The sequence below is a fragment of the Microcoleus sp. Pol12B3 genome, assembly GCF_036701355.1.
Lineage (GTDB): Bacteria > Cyanobacteriota > Cyanobacteriia > Cyanobacteriales > Microcoleaceae > Microcoleus.
Genome location: NZ_JAUBQS010000011.1, coordinates 1 through 17347, shown reverse-complemented (window position 1 = coordinate 17347; position 17347 = coordinate 1). Strand labels below are relative to the sequence as shown.

The window sequence follows — 17347 nt, the reverse complement described above, 5'->3', positions numbered from 1 at the left end:
TTGAGTCTCCTGAAAATACACTTTTTCCAAGATAGCTCTAGAATTCCAAAAGACTCGTAATTGTTGCAAAACTCAGCGAAATTTATCAAAATGTTTTATCGGGAGACTTTTACAATCTAAAATCTTAAATGGTATCTAGATGTTGATGTTGCTATTTGATGTATGGGATGATCGCTCCGCCTTGGATAGCAGAGGCGTAGTCGAAGCAGTTCCCCCACTGTCACCTTAAAAAAAACTGCACAACGCGCCGGAATACATTCTCGGTTTGTTTAACTACGCGGGACATCTCCTGCACGTCATCGAACTGTGTCCACCGATACAGGGGACGGTAGGCCGCGCTTAATTAAGGGTAGTCCTGCATATAGCAATCCTTGCATGAGTCGTAAATTTTTTACCCCACCCAAACCCTCCCCGAACCCGCTCGCTGGGGAGTAATAAATTCACAAATGATGCGAGGATTGCTATAAGTAATTATGCGATTTGATCTAACCCGGTTTGTAAAAGGAGATGACAGGCAAAAATCACTACTTGTTTACCAATTAGCAATTACTAATTTCCAATTACCAATTACCAATTACTAATTCCCCGTTAGAGATAATTAAATCTAACTCTTAACTTTTTAGATAATATTGTTCTGCTTCCGACCAATTCAGCTTAAGCAACGAATCATCTCCCCAGGTCAGTTTGAGACTCGGCTTAATTGCTTCCACGCCCAAAGCGCTAATAATCTGCGCTGCTACAGCTTTTGCCAATAGCGGCGGTACAGAATTTCCGACTTGGCGAAAACCGTGCCATTTTGTCACGTGAAATCTAAACCAGTCAGGATAGGAATGCAGTCGCGCAGCTTCCCTGACAGTAATGCACCGAGGCGCGATCGGGTGAATCGGTCTCGGCGAAGTATAAGCCCCCCTAGCTCGGTCGGTTCCAGCCCTGAGAGTGTTGCAAACTCCCTGGGGGTGAAGCTTATAAAAACGGCTGATCGGCTCTTTTTCGCCGTGTTTGGCCGCCTGAAACCTTTCCATACATTCCTGAGAATGTTTAGTTCGCAAACTACAAGAGAGAATTTGTCGATCGTACTCGCGATCGTAGGAATAATCATCCTCCAAACCATCAATCCCGCGCATTATATTCGCATAAGCGCTGCACTTGCCGTACTCCGCGATTACCCAATCTCGGTGCAGCAACTCGCTGTACTTTTCCACTTCCGGCAAATCTCCAATTGCATCCCAAACTGTCGGGACAGCAGGTAAATTAACTTTTTTATAGCGTTTAGGAATTTTAATTTTTGGCAGTATCGTAGTTTGCTGAGGGTATTTGGGTAGCTCATAACCTGCTTTGCACCCAATCAGAAACAATCGTTTGCGAGCTTGTGGCACTCCGTAGTGAACCGCGTTGAGAACTTGATAGTTTTCTTCTACTTGATAGCCTGCTTCCAGAAAAGAGCTAATTAAAATATTCAAGAGTTCTTTGTGTTCTCCTGATGCAATTCCCGGCACATTTTCCATTACGAAAAACTTGGGTTTTAGCTCCAAAACTAAGCGTTTAAAGTGAAAAATTAGAGAATTTCGTGGGTCGTCCACCTCGCGCTTGCCCATCATGGAGAATCCTTGACAGGGCGAACCGCTGATTACTACGTCTATCTCGCGCCGCCCGATCGCCGATTTTTTCCGAATTTCCGATCCCGTAAGCTGTGTGACATCTTTGCACAGAATAGAACACAGCGGGAAATTAAACTCGTGTGTGGCGCAGTGAATAGGGTCAATTTCGACTGATGCAAGTACATCAAAACCTGCTTGTTCAAAGCCCAGGGTCATGCCGCCCGCGCCTGCAAATAAATCAACAGCGATCGGTCGCTTTTTCCGATTGCTTGGCATAACATTTCAATAACAAAGTGGCTTTAATAGAAATTAAAAAAATTAACCTGGTTTTTGGTAATAAATCTTGGGTTTGTCAAGAAGCTATACACAAAGAAACCGGGTTTATACATAACTTTTCAATACCAAAATTGCTTTAAGAAGCTGTATTTAAGTTGACATTTTTCATTATTTCCGCAGCGGCCCGATCGCACACGCCCACCTCTCCGAGACTTTCGCGCATTTCCCGATAACCTGCCAAAGTTTGCTGGCGTCGATCGGCATTTTGCAGCAATTCCAGTGCGTGATTCACTATATTTTGCGCAGTAGCGTCGTCTTGCAGCAACTCCGGGACGATCGGCTTCATTTGCACCAAATTGGGCGGAGACATAAAAGGAATCGAAAATTTCAGCACGTGGCGAGCAATAATCGCCGTAATCGGACTGACGCGATAGATGACAACTTGCGGAACATCCAGCAAAGCCAACTCCAAATTAACAGTACCAGATTTAGCGATCGCCAGATCGGCAGCCGCCAAGATTTCCAGAGTTTGATTTTCTAACAAAGTAGCCCGCAAACCGTAATTCTCGATCGCTTTTTCGATTTTGCTGCGGAAAGCTTTGTTAGCAAGCGGAATCAAAAAATCAACTTCCGGCAATTTAGCTTGAATAGTTTGAGCTGCCTCAAATATAACCGGCATCAGGTACTTGAGTTCTTGGTGTCTAGAAGCGGGAATTAGGGCGATCGACACCTGTTCCGGCCCAATTCCCAAAGTTTTGCGGGCAACTTCCCGGCTGGGCGCAGATTGCATTCTATCCACCAAAGGATGACCAACCCAACTCACTTGGGCTCCTTTTTTTTGATAATAACAAGCTTCTTCAGGAAAAATTGCCAAAAGGTGGTCGCAAATATTGACAATCAAATCAGTATTGCGAGGAGAAATCGACCAAACCCATTCTTGAGGTGCAATGTACCAAATCACCGGCAAATCCGGCAAACAGCGACGGATGTAGCTGCCAATGCCGAGATTTGGAGTCAAATAATCAATCAATACAACCGCATCGGGGCGGAATTTTTTGAGATATTGTTTAGCTTTTTCCTGAACTTTGATTGTCGGCAAAATATAGGGTACAGATTCTATAAGGCCCATAGAACCAATGCCCACAGTATCGCCTAAAATAGTAGCCCCAGCTTCTGCCATACGAGGCCCGCCCAATCCTGTTATTTCTAACTCTAAACCAGCGGCCACAGCGTGACGTTTTAAGGCTGCAATTAACAAAGCTCCTTGCAAATCCCCAGAAACCTCACCCGTGCTGATAAAAATTTTCATATTCTCACTTTATACAGGTAAGATGTTTGCTAATAACTCGGTAACAGCATCATATTGATCCGGCATATTAGCACAGCGTAGCAGTAATTCTAAGTCCACGCCCAGAAGGAATGTACTCTGGCAAATCTCTTCATAATTTTCACCTGTTAAGTCATAGAGAGATAACTGACTATTTTGCCAAAACCAGACTTCCCTAACGCTCAATCTTTTGTAAAATTCTAAAGTATTTGTCCCGCCACTGGTAATTACCACTTCAATAGCAATATCTGGGACTCTTTTTGGGGTTCCTATGTCATAGGAATCACCCGGCTCTTTTCTACCGCCTAATTCTCTGTTACCGAGAGTCGGCCCGCCCTTGCCGTAAAATCGAATCCCATTTGCTCTCATATATGCCTCTAGCAGCATACAGAGAGTGCTCTTGATTATTTCGTGTTCGGGCGAGACAGTCATAATTTGCAGTTTTTGATCGAGATAGAAAAATTTCACACCTCTGACATCTTTAAAAGCTGCTTCTATCGCTTCAAATTGCTCCCAACTCACATCTAAGAACCTAATGCAGCCATCTTGTTCTGTTTCAGGGGACGTAGATTGGACTGAAGTATAAACATTCATTGGGCAACAGTCGCTTAGTTCCTAGGTTTATTCTACATCATTCACTTTTTGCCAGGAATCAAACCGCGCCGCCCTTTGGTTATAGACTGCTGCACAAATCTCCGCAGGTGCTGCAAGTGGGCGTTTTCTGGTAACAAATCCAACTGTTCAAAAGCTTGATTTAGAGTGTAGCCAGAATGGTAGAGAATACGAAAAGTTTTCTTCAAAACTAGCAAATCTTCTTCTGTCAAACCAGCGCGTTGGAGACCGACTTTGTTGATTGCTCGCACTCTCGAAGGATTCCCCTCGACTAGCATATAAGGAGGTACGTCTCGATCGATCCTGCTCAAGCCGCCCACCATAGACAAGCGACCGATGTGGACAAACTGGTGAACGCCCAAAACACCGCTCAAGCGGGCTTGAGACTCGATTTTAACGTGTCCGGCTAAGGCTACAGCATTGGCGATAATTACTCGATCGGCGATCGCGCAATTGTGTCCCACATGAACATAAGCCATCAATAGATTATGATTGCCAATAGTCGTGCTTTCCCCGGCTCCAGTAGCGCGGTTAATTGTCACATATTCCCGAATTTGATTGCTGTCGCCAATTTTCACCCTAGTCGGAGAACCCTCGTATTTCAAATCTTGAGGTTCCAAACCAATCGCCGCACCGGGGAAAATTTGATTGCGAGCGCCTATTTCGGTTAGCCCGTCGATAATTGCATGGGCACCAATCTTAGTATCAGGCCCGATTTTCACTCTTTCCCCAATTACAGCATAAGCTCCCACTTCTACAGTCGGGTGAAGTTCAGCACCGGGATGAATCACAGCAGTTGGGTGAATCAAAGTAAGCATTTGTCAGTTGTTTTGCTGGTAAGTGGGAAGGAAGTTTGGCAACGCGCAGTGTAAGGGATTAAACTGATTTAACGGAGGGATGTTGAAGCAAGAAGGAAGAGGGAAGAAGGAAGAACGAAGAAGGAATTTTTTTAATTTTAAGATTACTTCCTTCCGAGGAAGGCTTCGCGGTTTCAATTTAAATTGAAAACTCATAACTTAAAACTACCCCCAAGCCCTCACTAATTCCAAATTTAATCTACCATCGAAAACGTCAATTCTCCTTCACAAACTTTTTGTCCGTCTACTTCACCCAGAGCCTGCATTTTTGCGAAGCGGCGGCGTTTTACCCACAGCAATTCTACAGTCATCAGCAACTGATCGCCCGGTACAACCTGACGACGGAACTTGACTTGATCGATTCCGGTAAACATCCACAATCCTTGCTTGATGTCGGGCAACTGAGCGAGAACAATACCGCCAACTTGAGCCATAGCTTCAACAATTAATACCCCAGGCATAATTGGCCGTCCGGGAAAATGCCCTTGAAAATGTGGTTCGTTGAAAGTCACATTTTTAATTCCTATAGCCTTCTCGGACGGCACGTAATCAACAATCTTGTCAACCAGTGCAAAAGGATAGCGATGAGGCAATAATTTCTGAATTTCTTCGAGTGTAAAAGTAGATTTAACCGCTGGAGACTCCTCACCTTTTTCAGTGGGGACGGATTCAGAATTAGCAGTATTGAGGGTGTTAACTTCAGTCAGCGTGGACATTGCTTGAAGACTTTTGAGTGTGGTATGGCAGAAGGAATATGCAATCTTAACAGATCGCGTGTTTTTTCCTAACTTTTATCTAGCGTAGCTAGAGCTTGCGATTTCAGGGCTTGGGCGAGTTGGACGTGCAGGTTGTGACTGGCTTTGTAAGCCAAGTAGTGAGCTTTTGGCCAAGTTCCGAGCAGACTGAGGTCGCCTGCTAAGTCTAGGATTTTATGGCGCACCGGTTCGTTGGCAAATCTCAAGGGCGGGTTGAGCCAGCCGGATCGATCGCAAACTAGGGCGTTTTCTAGGGTACCACCTTTGATCAAACCTGCTTGTCGCAATTGGTCAACTTGGCGAGCAAGTCCAAAAGTGCGGGCTGGGGCGATCGCGCTAGCAAAACTTTCTGCCTCTGGCGACCAACTGTACCATTGATTGCCGATCGCCTGTTCCTCAAAATCAATTCCGTAACTAAATCGAGTTTCCGCTGACGGTAAAGCCGCTGCAAAAGCATCCCCGTGGCGCACCCAAATTGGCTGTTCTAGGACGAAGGAGGAAGTGGCGTCTTGTTTCGATTCTTGAGGAACTAAGCCGCTATGGGCGATCGCCTCTACCCAAACCACAGCCGAACCGTCCAGCAGAGGCACTTCCGGCCCATCAACCTCTATTCGAGCATTATCCGCTCCCATCCCCGCCAAAGCGGCTAATAAATGCTCTACAGTGCGAATTTGAGCATCGATACCTGCCAGTTCAGTTGAAAGTGCCGTCTGACAAACCGCCTCAATTTTTGCAGGAATTATCGGAGCACCGGGCAAGTCTATTCTGACAAAATAGCGACCTTCCCCAACCTCCGCAGGCAAAACTCGGACGCGAGTTTGTTCGCCGCTGTGCAAACCGATTCCCGACAGTTCAAATTCAGATTTTAAGGTACGTTGAATAGTCATTAGTCAGTCATTAGTTAGTAGTCAGGAGTCAGTAGTTAACAGTCAACTGTCAACGGTCAACTGTCAACTGTCAACTGCCAACTGCCAACTTAGAATCGCTCACCAATGCCAAAGTGAATTTGATTGTCGCCAGTGTCGTTGATACCGTAATCGATCCGGATCGGCCCTAAAGGAGATTGAATCCGTACACCGAGGCCGTAACCGTAACCGCTACCGGGCTTTTCGCGGATACCTGCAGGGTCGCCAGGGACATCTTTGCCCGTGCCCAAGTCAGTGCCAGCATCCAAAAATAGCGCTCCGCCGATAAACGAAATAATCGGGAAACGGTACTCAACGCTGGCTTCTAGGAAACTGCGACCGGCTCCCATGTCGCCTTCGGCGTACCCGCGCACCGAGTTGGCGCCGCCCAAGGCAAAGGCTTCGTAGGGAGGCAAATCTCCGAATACGGTGCCGCCTCTAAAACTGAATGCCAGGGTTTGAGGGCCGGGGGTAAAGTTAGTGTACTTGACTGGTAGGTACAAGCTGTAGCTGGCTCGCAGGCGGTTTAAAAGGATGCTGCCGGAACCTACAGGAATCGATTGTTCCATCCCAAACCTGAGCAGGGAACCGCTAGTGGGGCGGAGGGGGTCGTTGCGTCGATCGCGCACAACACCTGCTTGCAGTGTTGTCAAGTCATCCGATCCCGAATCGCTAAAACTTAACAGGTTGCCGAGTTCGTCCCGGGATTCGCGCCTGCCTTTGCGATCGGTAATTGAGACTCGCTGGTACTGCAAGCCGAGTGAAGCCGTCCACTCAGAATCGGCAAAAGGATTGCGCGACAGAGGACGGGTGAAATTGATGCCGGCCCCGGTGCGATTGATGCGAGGTCGATCGTCGTTGGGCAATCTGACTTCCCGTTCGCCACCGTCAAAAATCACGCTGATCGATCGTCTTCTAAACGCATTAATCGTATAAGAAGTCCGGTAAGGATCGCCCGCAATCCAGGGGTCAGTAAAACTCACGTCAAACAGATTTTGGCGTTCCCCGATTTGTACTTCAGCGCCCAACTTCTGGTTCCTACCGCCGAAGTTTTGCTGCTGGTAACTCAGCGTACCGAACAAACCCGTCGCGGAACTCAAACCCGCACCAGCCGCCAAAGAACCAGTATTTTTCTCGATGACGTTGACAATTACCCTTGCCTTGCGGGGGTCAGTCGTTCCCGGTTCCAAGGCAAGTCGCACGTCTTCAAAAATTCCCAAACCAAACACCCGTCTCAAATCTCTTTCCGCCTTGGTGCGGTTAAAGATGTCTCCGGGCTTGAGTTCTACTTCGCGGGTGACGACAAAGCGACGGGTGTTGCCTCCGATCGGCTGACCCGTGGCATCTGTTGCCTCTCCCTCCTTGTTCAGGAAGCGGACATCAACTGATTCGATCTGGCCTTCTGCCACTACCAGGGTGACTGTGCCGTCGTCTCCTACTTGTGGGGCATCAGTGATTTGGCCCAAAACATAGCCGTTCTCTTGATACCACGCATTAATTTTTTTCACTCCCTCCTCAAAGCGGCGGAGGTTGAGAATTTTGCCGTATTGATCGCGGAAGCTTTCGTCAATTACGCTTTGGGGCAGCACTTGCTGACCGGTGATTGTCACTCCCCGCAATACCGGATTTGGCTGCACAATAAAAGTCACCCGGACGCCCAACGGGGTGTCTTCCGGTACTGCCCGCACGTTTCTGAAAAAGCCTGTGGCAAAAATGGCGTTGATGTCTTGTTGCAGTTGGCTGCGGTTGGTCGTGCGTCCTGGTTGGGTGCTGATGACTCGGTAAATTTCACTTTCCAAGTCTTCTGTCGCCCCGGTGACTGTAACTTCTGCAACTAGCACTTGCGGTTCTGCCGGCCCGGCGGGTGCGGGGGTTTGTCTGGGCTGCGGTGCTGGGCCAGGGGGCAATGGGGGAACGGTGTTAGCCGGCGGTCTGGTCGGGGCCGGTCTGGGGGTAACTTGGGCGTTTTGAGCGATCGTCCCGGATTCCTCTGGTTTCGCTAGCTCTGCTGCGATCCAGGCGGGCGTTACAGCGGCTTCCGATGGGGGGAGCGAGCTGTCCTGTTGCGCGTCTTGCAGGGCGTTTTGGCTGCTAGAGGTGGGGGAGGGGTTGGATGCTAGCTCGGGTTTTAGTTCAAGGATCGGAGGAGAAACCGGGGAGGGCGGGTCTGTGACTACCCTTGGGGGTTCGCTGTCGCCTTCTCCTCTGGCAGGGGCCGCAGCTATTTTTAGGGCTTCCCCTTTGCTGGTTTTAGCGGCTTTGCGGTTTTGAGGAGGGTTTTGGGTTAATTCTGGAATGGGGCGATCGGGTAATTCGATCGACGGGGCGGGCGGAACGGCAGCCAAAGCTTCCTCTGCTGATTCAGAGTAGGATGTTTGGCCGCTTGCAGAATTTGATAACCCGAATGTTGCTGAGGCAGTAAAAACTGCCACCAATACAGCAGATAAACGCATTTTTGTTCACTTTTTTGGGCAATCCACACACCACATTAGTCATTAGTCATTATTCATTAGTCATAGTCATTAGTTATTAAGTCGGTTGAATCTCGCGCTGACCGCTAATTGATGACTGTTGACCGCTGATTGCTGACATCAAAGGCACAAGGGTGACAAACTGTGCAATTCTAGCGCATTACCAAGACCTCTAGACTTTCTGAGCGAGAACCCGTTGGAGAACTTGCTGGTAAGCGGTTTCTACCGATCCTAAGTCGCGGCGGAATCGGTCTTTGTCCATCACACGGGCGTCTGGGTCGGCTTCTGCGTTGTCCCAGAGGCGGCAGGTGTCGGGACTGATTTCGTCGGCGAGGATCAGATTTTGATGTTGGTCGATACCGAATTCTAGTTTGAAGTCTACTAGGGTAATGCCGCACTCGGTGAAAAATTCTTTTAGTATTTCGTTAATTTCGCGGGCGGCCATTTCTAGTTGGTCTACTTGTTCGGGGGTGGCTAGCTGCATTAGCAGCAGCCTGTCGCGGGTCAGCAGCGGGTCTCCCAAATCGTCGTTTTTGTAATAAAACTCCACCAGCGGCGGATTGACAATTGTGCCGAGGGCAAGTCCGGTTTGCTTGCAAAGACTGCCGGCGGCAATGTTTCTGACTACGACTTCCAAGGGCAAGATTTGGACGCGACAGACTCGCATTTGGTTGGGGGCCGGCGTGTCGATGAAGTGGGTGGGAATGCCTTTGGCTTCTAGCATCCGAAACAGGTGGGCGGATATGGCGCAGTTGATTTCGCCTTTGCCGACGATGCTGCCGCGTTTCTGGGCGTTAAAGGCTGTGGCGTCATCTTTGAAGTGTGTCAGCAAAATTTCGCTGTCTTCGGTGGAGTAGAGGATTTTGGCTTTGCCTTCGTAGAGTTTGCGATCGGCTGACATGGCGATTAATAATGTAGATGAGTTTTAGATTTTACCGTAGCTCGATCGGGTGTTATTGGCGAGTTTTTGGATCTCCGCTGCACCGCTCATTCTCTGACCAAGAATTTCTTGAGGGTACAAGCCCCCAGATTTATCCGTGGAATCAATCCAAAATCTAAAATCGAAAATCCTCAAGCCCCCGCATTTATCCGTGGGGTCAATCCAAAATCTAAAATCTAAAATCTAAAATCGAATGACGGGCGAGTACGCCTGCAGGTAGATACTGTCATCGGCTCAGGCATAAATGATTCTTGACAAAGGACAATAGAGATTAAACCTGCTGGGCTCGCGATCCGTGCTGACTAAACATCGCCAACGAGACGGGCGCTTAAAAAACATCTATAAAATGGCTGATTTATGCAAGACAAAAAAATTCATATTCTCTTGGTAGAAGATGATGAGGTTGATGTGATGAACGTCCGGCGAGCTTTCAAAAAAAATAACATCGTCAACCCCCTCTACATTGCTGCCAATGGATTAGAAGCTCTAGCTATATTACGTGGAGAAGGAAAAATAGATCCTCCAATGCCTCAAGCCCGTCGGTTGATTTTGCTGGACTTGAATATGCCGAGAATGAGCGGGATCGAGTTTTTGCAAGAATTGCGACTGGATGAATGTTTGAGGTCGATTCCGGTGATCGTTCTCACCACTTCTAATGAAGATAGAGATAAAGTAAAAGCTTATAATTTGAATGTAGCGGGATATATTCTTAAACCTGTTACTTTTTCTAATTTTGTGGAAGTGATGGCTACCCTCAACAGATACTGGATGCTGAGCGAAATTCCCTAACTAAAATAGGGGATTTTTAATAAAAATTTTTCAAGGGAGCTTTATGATTTTTCAGCTATGCAGTTGTTTTAATTCCTTTTTCTCGACAGCAGCTTTTTCGGAGTAATCCACAATTCTGTTTTTATGGACAAAATTCTCACAATTCTGATAGTTGATGACGATGCAGTCGATCGCATGGCGATCAAGCGTTCGCTCAAGTCTGCTGGTGTTTCGGCAGCAGTTACTGAAGCAGAAGACTGCGCGGATGCGCTGGCCCAACTCTCGGTCAATAAAAATTATCCCCAGGCTACTGCTAAACTATCCAAACAAAATAAATCTCAACTTTTAAGCGAGGTTGATGAGATAGAAAATGGGCTGCTATTAAATCAAATATTTGAATGCAAATTTGACTGCGTATTGCTCGACTACGGATTGCCGGACGGAGACGGACTGAGTTTGGTAAAAAATCTACGAGAAGCGGGGCTGAAAGTTCCCTTAATTGTTCTCACCGGTCAAGGAGACGAACAAATTGCTGTGGAATTAATGAAGGCTGGAGCTTCTGATTATATTGCTAAAAACAAGCTTTCTCCAGATAGTTTGTCTCGCAGTTTGTACAATGCCATGCGCGTGTACCGCGCCGAATCTCAGGCGTTTCATACCAGTCAAAAACTCAAGGAAAGCGAGGAACGCTACAGGTTAGTTTTAGAGGGAGTGAACGACGGAATTTGGGATTGGGATTTAAGTAAAAATGAGGTTTATTGGAACGATCGCCTTTTGGAAATTATCGGTTTGTCGCGAAAGCAATTTGGCAGGACTATGGACGCTCTATACAACCGCCTGCACCCCGATGACAAGGAGGGAATAGTAGCGGCGATCGCCGCTCACTTGGAACAAGAAATAGACTATAATGTAGAATTCCGGCTGTTACACTCGAACGGTGCTTACCGCTACTGCACTTCTCAGGGAAAAGCTCAACGTAATTCCCAAGGACAAGCGCTGCGAATGGCCGGCATGATTAGCGACATTACTGAGCGGAAACAGGCGGAAGATGCTCTGGAAAGGGAACGGCAGCAACTGAGACAAATTATTACTTGCGTGCCTGTAGCAATGGCGATGTTCGATACACAAATGCGCTATATGGCTAACTCTAAAAAATGGGTTAGTCAATTTAATTTGGACTTGCCGTCTCTGAATAATTTTAGCCATTACGAATTGTTTCCAGATACGCCGAATCGCTGGAAAGTAATGTATCAACAAGCGCTCACAGGTCAGGTAGTTTCTGTGAGCGAAGATGCCTGGGAACGAGCAGACGGATCTGTTCTGTACCTGCGGTGGGCTGCTCACCCTTGGTACGATCCAGACGAAAAAGTCGGGGGAATCGTGATGGTTGCCGACAAAATTAATGAGTTGGTGGAAGCGCGGGAAACGGCCTTAGAAGCGAGCCGGGTGAAGTCACAATTCTTGGCGAACATGAGTCACGAAATTCGCACTCCGATGAATGGAGTTTTGGCAATGGCTCAATTGCTGCTGCGCGCTCCTCTGGAACAGAAACAGCGGGACTGCGTTCAGACTATTTACCGCAGTGCTGAACATTTGCTGAATGTTATTAATGATATCCTCGATTTCTCTAAGATTGAAGCGGGAGAAATGCGACTGGATAAGGCTAATTTTGATTTGGATAGTTGCGTTGAGTCGGTGATAGAAATCATAGCGCACTTAGCCGAAGAAAAAGGTATTGAATTAAATATTTTAGTTGACAGCTCAGTTCCGAGAAAGTTGGTGGGCGACGCGGGCAGATTGAAGCAAGTTTTGCTGAATTTGACGGGGAATGCCATAAAATTTACCGATCGCGGTCAAGTTCTAGTTCACGTAACTGTGAAACAGGGCAACCGACTGGCAGACGGTAGACAAGAAGCAAGATTGCTATTTTCCGTGCGGGATACTGGCATTGGAATTTCGGCAGAAGGGCAAACAAAGCTGTTCCAATCTTTTTCTCAGGTAGACGATTCTCCTACTAGGCCTTACGGCGGGACGGGTTTGGGTTTGGCTATTTGCAAGCAGTTAGTGGAGATGATGGGAGGCGACATTGGAGTTCGCAGTTTGCTAGGCAGCGGTGCTACTTTTTGGTTTACTGTACCTTTGGAAAAACAGTTGCAATTTGAGCCTCACGATCCCGAACTTGCGGGCAAGAAACTGTTAGTAGTCTCTGGAAGCACTTTGAGAAGGGCAGCGGTGCGATCGCTCGCTCAAAGTTGGGGGGCTCGCTGCGATGAGGCAGAAACTCCTGCTGAGGCTTTGAGTTGGTTGAACAATTCCCAGCGCGGGATTTCTCAGCCTTCAGGGGAGGGGGGAAAAAGCTGGGACGTGGTGCTTGTGGACTTGCAAATGCCAGAGTTAGATGCGGAGGAATTTGCGAGGAAAGTGCGATCGACCTCTATAGTTGGCTCGTTAATCGCCATGACTGCTTTGCGGGAACAGCCCAAGGCTGAAGTGCTTTGCAGTCGGGGTTTTAACGGGTATTTGATCGAGCCCGTGCGACCAAGCCACCTGCTTGAGGCAATGCTTGCGCCGGTGAAGAGAACGGGAGAGTTTGGGAGAGTGGACCCTACTAATACTTGCAAGTTGTCACCAGTTAATTATCAATATGTTACTTCCAATTCGCCGTCATCGCTGAGAATTTTGGTGGCGGAAGACCACCCGATCAATCAACAAGTTCTTGTCGAACAGTTGGCAGTTTTAGGCTATCAGGCTGACTGCGTGGTCAACGGTCAAGAAGCGCTGGAGTTGCTCGCAAAAAAAAGCTATGATTTAGTGCTGATGGACTGTCAAATGCCGGTACTTGATGGTTACAAAACAACCCAAAAGTTGAGGCAAATCGAAGGAAGCGATCGGCATACTTTTGTGATGGCTTTAACTGCTCATGCTATGCCGGGGGAACGAGAAAAGTGTCTGGCGGCGGGGATGGACGATTATCTCAGCAAACCTGTAGATTTAGATGCTTTGGCCGCGGCACTGAAAAAGTATGAAGCCCTAAATGTTCATGGTGAAAATAAGTATGGAGTTAAAAGTATTAATTCGGAAAATAAATCTCCATTAGCAACAAATTATACAGAAGTTGTGGAAAAAGCGCAGGTTGTGGCTGGACCGACACCAAGGGCGATCGGACTTCAAACTTGGGAACATAGAGACTACGACGGACTGTTCGACAAGAGCAGATTGGAGCAACTCGGGCGAGTTAATATTAAATTGCCCGAGCGACTTTTGCAAGCTTTTGTGGCAGACGCCCAAGCTGATATGGCTGCTGCCAAACTAGCTCTAGAAGCTAAAGATTGGCAAGCTGTGGAATATCAAGCCCACCGTCTCAAGGGAACTTCGGCTAATGTGGGAGTTGCTCTGATGTCGGATTTGGCAGCACAATTGGAGCATCAAGCGCGAGGCTTTCAATCTAAACCATCAGAGGTGGAATTATTAAATATTGAGAGGGTTGAAAACATATTAGTGAGTTTGTCTAGTCATTTAGCCCGGGTTCAAGAATTTGTGGAAACTCGAATGTTTGGTTAATATCTTACTCGCTCGTAGTCGATATTAGTCGGCGATTAAAATCGCCCTCACAAAAACGAAGTCCTTCTATAAAAGACTAATAAATAAAGCGGTATGGTACGGAGTGTGTATCCTACATATAGAAAATCTAGGAAAATTTTGTTTGTTTCTTCACTCCGTGTCCTCTGCGTTCTCTGCGGTTAATTAACAATAATTAATTTAGCTATGAATTACGATACCAGTACAAACACTATTTTAGATAGCGATTCATTAGAAAATGATGAAAAACTGCTAACGCCTTTGATGATTTTTGGTCGGGAAGTTTTATTGTACGAAAACAAGGCTATCTCTGAGCAAGATTCTGGAAACGCTGTGCTGTACCCGGTCGATGAAATCAATAATTTAGGTGTTGACAATCTCCTAGCAAAGGTGGCTCGCTGCTGTCGCGAGAGCCAAGTGGGAAAAAAATTACCGACGGCTTTTTACGTTCACGTTTCCGCTTTGCAGACACTCAACCCTGTCCTCGGAATCTACGAAAATTGTGCCAGACGCACTCTGGAAAATATTGATGAAGCAACTTTAGTGAAAATTTCACTCCATAAACCTAAAATATCTTATCTTTTTTACCCTGATTTCGATACAGATGCTCATCCTTCTTTGCAAACCAGTATCCAGATTAACCTAGCAACTGGGGAAGTTAAATGTTTTGATTACAGCAACAGCGAAAATCCCCCGGTTTTGCACCGTAAGGAAACTTTTGTAGCTGCGGATTATCCCCATTACGAAAAGTTTTCGAGGCTGACTCGCTGCGAGGAAAAGTGGGGGCTGCTTGACAATACTAGCGTTATCGGCACTCGCGAGGGTTGGCTCAAATACTTGGGATATTGCGGTGTAGAAATCCAAGATCATACTGTTGTCGAGCGTGTGAAACAGGAGAATAGCGAGGTATCAATTCCTAAGATCGAGCGGCACAAAGCCGCAATGGTACGCAATTCGCTTTCTAAACCTCTGCGTCTGGTTTTAGAAGCTGATTTAGTGAGGGACGGGGCGACTTTTTTTGACTACGGTTGCGGTTACGGCGGGGATGTTAAATATATTGCACAAGAGGGTTATGCTATTTCTGGTTGGGACCCATACTATCAGCCGGATACTCCGCGAATTTGTGCTGATATTGTGAATATTGGTTATGTGATTAATGTCATTGAATCTTTGGCGGAACGCCGAGAAGCTTTGCTGAATGCTTGGGAATTAACTAAAAATTTATTAGTTGTGGCGGCTCAGGTTTTGATTGATGATAGCGATCGAGGCCAAATTGCTTACGGGGATGGGGTGATTACTTCTCGGAATACTTTTCAGAAGTATTACGAACAAGAAGAGTTAAAGGTTTATATTGACCAAGTTTTGAATGTTGATGCAATTCCTGTGGCTTTGGGGATTTATTTTGTGTTTCGGGATGCTGCGGAGGGTGAAGGTTTTCGTGCTTCTCGGTTTCGATCGCACTTATCGACTCCCAGAGTACGATCGCAAGTTAAGCGGTTTGAGGATTATTCGGAAATGCTGGCTCCTTTGATGGCTTTTGTGAGCGATCGGGGCCGCCTTCCTGTTAAAGGCGAATTAGCTGAAGAATCGGTAATTAAAGGGGAATTCCACAGTTTTAATCGCGCTTGGAGGGTGATTTTGCAAGCAACGGATGCGGATGATTGGGAGAGAATCGCCGACAAGCGCCGCCAAGATTTGCTAGTATATCTAGCTCTCAACGGTTTGGGCGATCGACCTTCGATGCGCCGACTCCCAGCTCAAATCCGCAACGACATCAAAGGTTTGTTTGACAATTATCAAAAAGCTTGCACTTTGGCTGATTTAATGCTGTACAGTCTGAGCAAACCTGATATTGTGGCTGACTGCTGCGAAGATAGTGCGATCGGCTACAAACAGCCCGGTTCCCTTTCTGTTCACGTCTCTGCATTAGAAGAACTAGACCCTTTGCTGCGACTCTACGAAGGCTGCGCCAACCGCACAATTGGCAGACTTGACGGCGCGACAGTTATCAAATTTTACGCTCGCAAACCTCAGATTTCCTATTTATTTTATCCCGATTTTGACACTAACCCCCATCCAGCCCTTCACACTTCTATGCACATAGATTTGCGCGACCTTTCTGTGAGCTATCAAGACTATTCTGATTTGTACAACCCGCCAATTTTAGTTAGGAAAGAAGCTTTTGTTACTGCTAGTTATCCCCATTACGAAAAGTTTGTGAAACTCACCCGCCAAGAAGAAAAGTTAGGTATTCTCGATCGTGGCGTAGTTAAGAAACATCGGGAATGGATGAAGTGTTTGGAGGAAAATTGCGTTAAAATTAAGGATCATAAGTTGTTTTGGCGATCGAATGCTGATTCAGAAAAATTGAAAATGCTGCAAAAAGCAGCGTCGGAACGCCAGCAGAAAAAGATTGAGCTGAAGGCAGGAAAGATTGAACAAACCGCAGAGAGCGCAGAGGGTACAGAGGAAGGAAAAGAAGAGGGAGAGGAATAGTTATGGAAGCAGAGTAGGATTTTAGTTAGGGTAAGCGAGGGCGATCGATCTAACATTACCTCGGAAAACTCGGATCTCAGCTATGAAAAGTTTGACATTCAAACGTGAAGTTATGATGAATCTACGCTCCGCGACTTCCGCTGATTTGGATCTGTTACGACACTGGGATGAGCAACCTCACGTAATTGCCTCAGATCCTAACGATGACTGGGCTTGGGAGGTGGAACTTGAGCGCGCGCCCGATTGGAGGGAGCAATTGATTGCTGAAATCGATGGTCGTCCGATCGGATTTGTCCAGATTATTGATCCGGCACGTGAGGATAGCAACTATTGGGGTGATGTCACGGCGGATCTTCGTGCAATTGATATTTGGATTGGGGAACAAACCGATTTAGGCAAAGGCTATGGAACACAAATGATGCAGCTTGCAATTGCCAGATGTTTCGCAGATCCGGCGGTGAAAGCTGTCCTCGTCGATCCGCTTGCCAATAATACTCGCGCCCACCATTTCTATGAACGTCTTGGCTTTCAATTTATCGAGTACCGAAAGTTCGGTGACGATGATTGCTTTGTTTATCGCCTGAACCGAGTAGATTGACACCATGAATTGACCTCGCATTGCTGTAGTAGGAGTCCGTGAGAGGCACAAATCTACAATTTTTTTTTTGAGCCGTGATTTGAGAATATTAGATCCCACATTCCGCAGATGTGGGTGGAATTTTTTTATCAGTTGTGAAAAGTTGGAACCCCAAAGTTTTTCCGT

12 protein-coding genes are annotated in these 17347 nt (G+C 46.9%); 4 read left to right on the top strand and 8 right to left on the bottom strand.

Going from position 1 to position 17347, the window contains the following annotated elements; all coding sequences use genetic code 11:
- Positions 1-611 precede the first annotated feature (611 nt).
- The 8 genes from QUA53_RS07930 to purC form a co-directional block, all read right to left on the bottom strand.
- Positions 612-1874, bottom strand: coding sequence for a DNA cytosine methyltransferase (locus tag QUA53_RS07930; protein ID WP_333096174.1), 1263 nt, complete (start codon positions 1872-1874; stop codon positions 612-614).
- Positions 1875-2010: 136 nt separating this feature from the next.
- Positions 2011-3183, bottom strand: coding sequence for a lipid-A-disaccharide synthase (gene lpxB / locus QUA53_RS07925; protein WP_333096173.1), 1173 nt, complete (start codon positions 3181-3183; stop codon positions 2011-2013).
- 9 nt (positions 3184-3192) lie between these two features.
- Positions 3193-3795 (bottom strand): Uma2 family endonuclease, encoded by a 603-nt coding sequence (locus QUA53_RS07920; RefSeq protein ID WP_333096172.1) that lies wholly within the window; start codon positions 3793-3795, stop codon positions 3193-3195.
- Positions 3796-3836: 41 nt separating this feature from the next.
- Positions 3837-4631 carry an acyl-ACP--UDP-N-acetylglucosamine O-acyltransferase gene (gene lpxA / locus QUA53_RS07915; RefSeq protein ID WP_333076244.1) on the bottom strand — a complete coding sequence of 265 codons (795 nt, stop codon included), beginning with the start codon at positions 4629-4631 and terminating at the stop codon, positions 3837-3839.
- Between the two features lie 233 nt (positions 4632-4864).
- Positions 4865-5386 (bottom strand): 3-hydroxyacyl-ACP dehydratase FabZ, encoded by a 522-nt coding sequence (gene fabZ / locus QUA53_RS07910; RefSeq protein WP_333096171.1) that lies wholly within the window; start codon positions 5384-5386, stop codon positions 4865-4867.
- A 68-nt stretch (positions 5387-5454) separates the two neighbouring features.
- Complete coding sequence (gene lpxC / locus QUA53_RS07905) at positions 5455-6312, bottom strand: UDP-3-O-acyl-N-acetylglucosamine deacetylase (RefSeq protein ID WP_333096170.1); 858 nt, start codon at positions 6310-6312, stop codon at positions 5455-5457.
- An 89-nt stretch (positions 6313-6401) separates the two neighbouring features.
- A complete protein-coding gene (locus tag QUA53_RS07900; protein ID WP_333096169.1) occupies positions 6402-8783 on the bottom strand; it encodes a BamA/TamA family outer membrane protein in 2382 nt (793 codons plus the stop codon).
- Positions 8784-8973: 190 nt separating this feature from the next.
- On the bottom strand, positions 8974-9702 hold the full coding sequence (purC, locus tag QUA53_RS07895; RefSeq protein ID WP_333096168.1) for a phosphoribosylaminoimidazolesuccinocarboxamide synthase: 729 nt from the start codon (positions 9700-9702) through the stop codon (positions 8974-8976).
- Positions 9703-10098: 396 nt separating this feature from the next.
- On the opposite strand from purC, the gene QUA53_RS07890 reads away from it, so the two are divergent.
- The 4 genes from QUA53_RS07890 (at position 10099) to QUA53_RS07875 (ending at position 17182) form a co-directional block, all read left to right on the top strand.
- Entirely contained in the window at positions 10099-10530 is a 432-nt protein-coding gene (locus QUA53_RS07890; RefSeq protein ID WP_333076249.1) for a response regulator, read from the top strand.
- Positions 10531-10653: 123 nt separating this feature from the next.
- Entirely contained in the window at positions 10654-14070 is a 3417-nt protein-coding gene (locus tag QUA53_RS07885; protein WP_333096167.1) for a response regulator, read from the top strand.
- Between the two features lie 204 nt (positions 14071-14274).
- Positions 14275-16584: a DNA phosphorothioation-associated putative methyltransferase gene (locus QUA53_RS07880; RefSeq protein ID WP_333096166.1), complete on the top strand. Its 2310-nt coding sequence runs from the start codon at positions 14275-14277 to the stop codon at positions 16582-16584.
- 82 nt (positions 16585-16666) lie between these two features.
- Positions 16667-17182, top strand: a complete 516-nt coding sequence (locus tag QUA53_RS07875) for a GNAT family N-acetyltransferase (protein ID WP_333096165.1) — start codon at positions 16667-16669, stop codon at positions 17180-17182.
- Positions 17183-17347: the final 165 nt, after the last annotated feature.

Excerpts from the sequence above, each read along its gene's own strand:
- QUA53_RS07930 (WP_333096174.1), bottom strand. The coding sequence starts at position 1,874 with ATGCCAAGCAATCGGAAAAAGCGACCGATCGCTGTTGATTTATTTGCA.
- QUA53_RS07920 (WP_333096172.1), bottom strand. The coding sequence starts at position 3,795 with ATGAATGTTTATACTTCAGTCCAATCTACGTCCCCTGAAACAGAACAA.
- lpxB (WP_333096173.1), bottom strand. The coding sequence starts at position 3,183 with ATGAAAATTTTTATCAGCACGGGTGAGGTTTCTGGGGATTTGCAAGGA.
- QUA53_RS07900 (WP_333096169.1), bottom strand. The coding sequence starts at position 8,783 with ATGCGTTTATCTGCTGTATTGGTGGCAGTTTTTACTGCCTCAGCAACA.
- QUA53_RS07880 (WP_333096166.1), top strand. The coding sequence starts at position 14,275 with ATGAATTACGATACCAGTACAAACACTATTTTAGATAGCGATTCATTA.
- QUA53_RS07875 (WP_333096165.1), top strand. The coding sequence starts at position 16,667 with ATGAAAAGTTTGACATTCAAACGTGAAGTTATGATGAATCTACGCTCC.
- fabZ (WP_333096171.1), bottom strand. The coding sequence starts at position 5,386 with ATGTCCACGCTGACTGAAGTTAACACCCTCAATACTGCTAATTCTGAA.
- purC (WP_333096168.1), bottom strand. The coding sequence starts at position 9,702 with ATGTCAGCCGATCGCAAACTCTACGAAGGCAAAGCCAAAATCCTCTAC.
- lpxA (WP_333076244.1), bottom strand. The coding sequence starts at position 4,631 with ATGCTTACTTTGATTCACCCAACTGCTGTGATTCATCCCGGTGCTGAA.
- QUA53_RS07890 (WP_333076249.1), top strand. The coding sequence starts at position 10,099 with ATGCAAGACAAAAAAATTCATATTCTCTTGGTAGAAGATGATGAGGTT.
- QUA53_RS07885 (WP_333096167.1), top strand. The coding sequence starts at position 10,654 with ATGGACAAAATTCTCACAATTCTGATAGTTGATGACGATGCAGTCGAT.
- lpxC (WP_333096170.1), bottom strand. The coding sequence starts at position 6,312 with ATGACTATTCAACGTACCTTAAAATCTGAATTTGAACTGTCGGGAATC.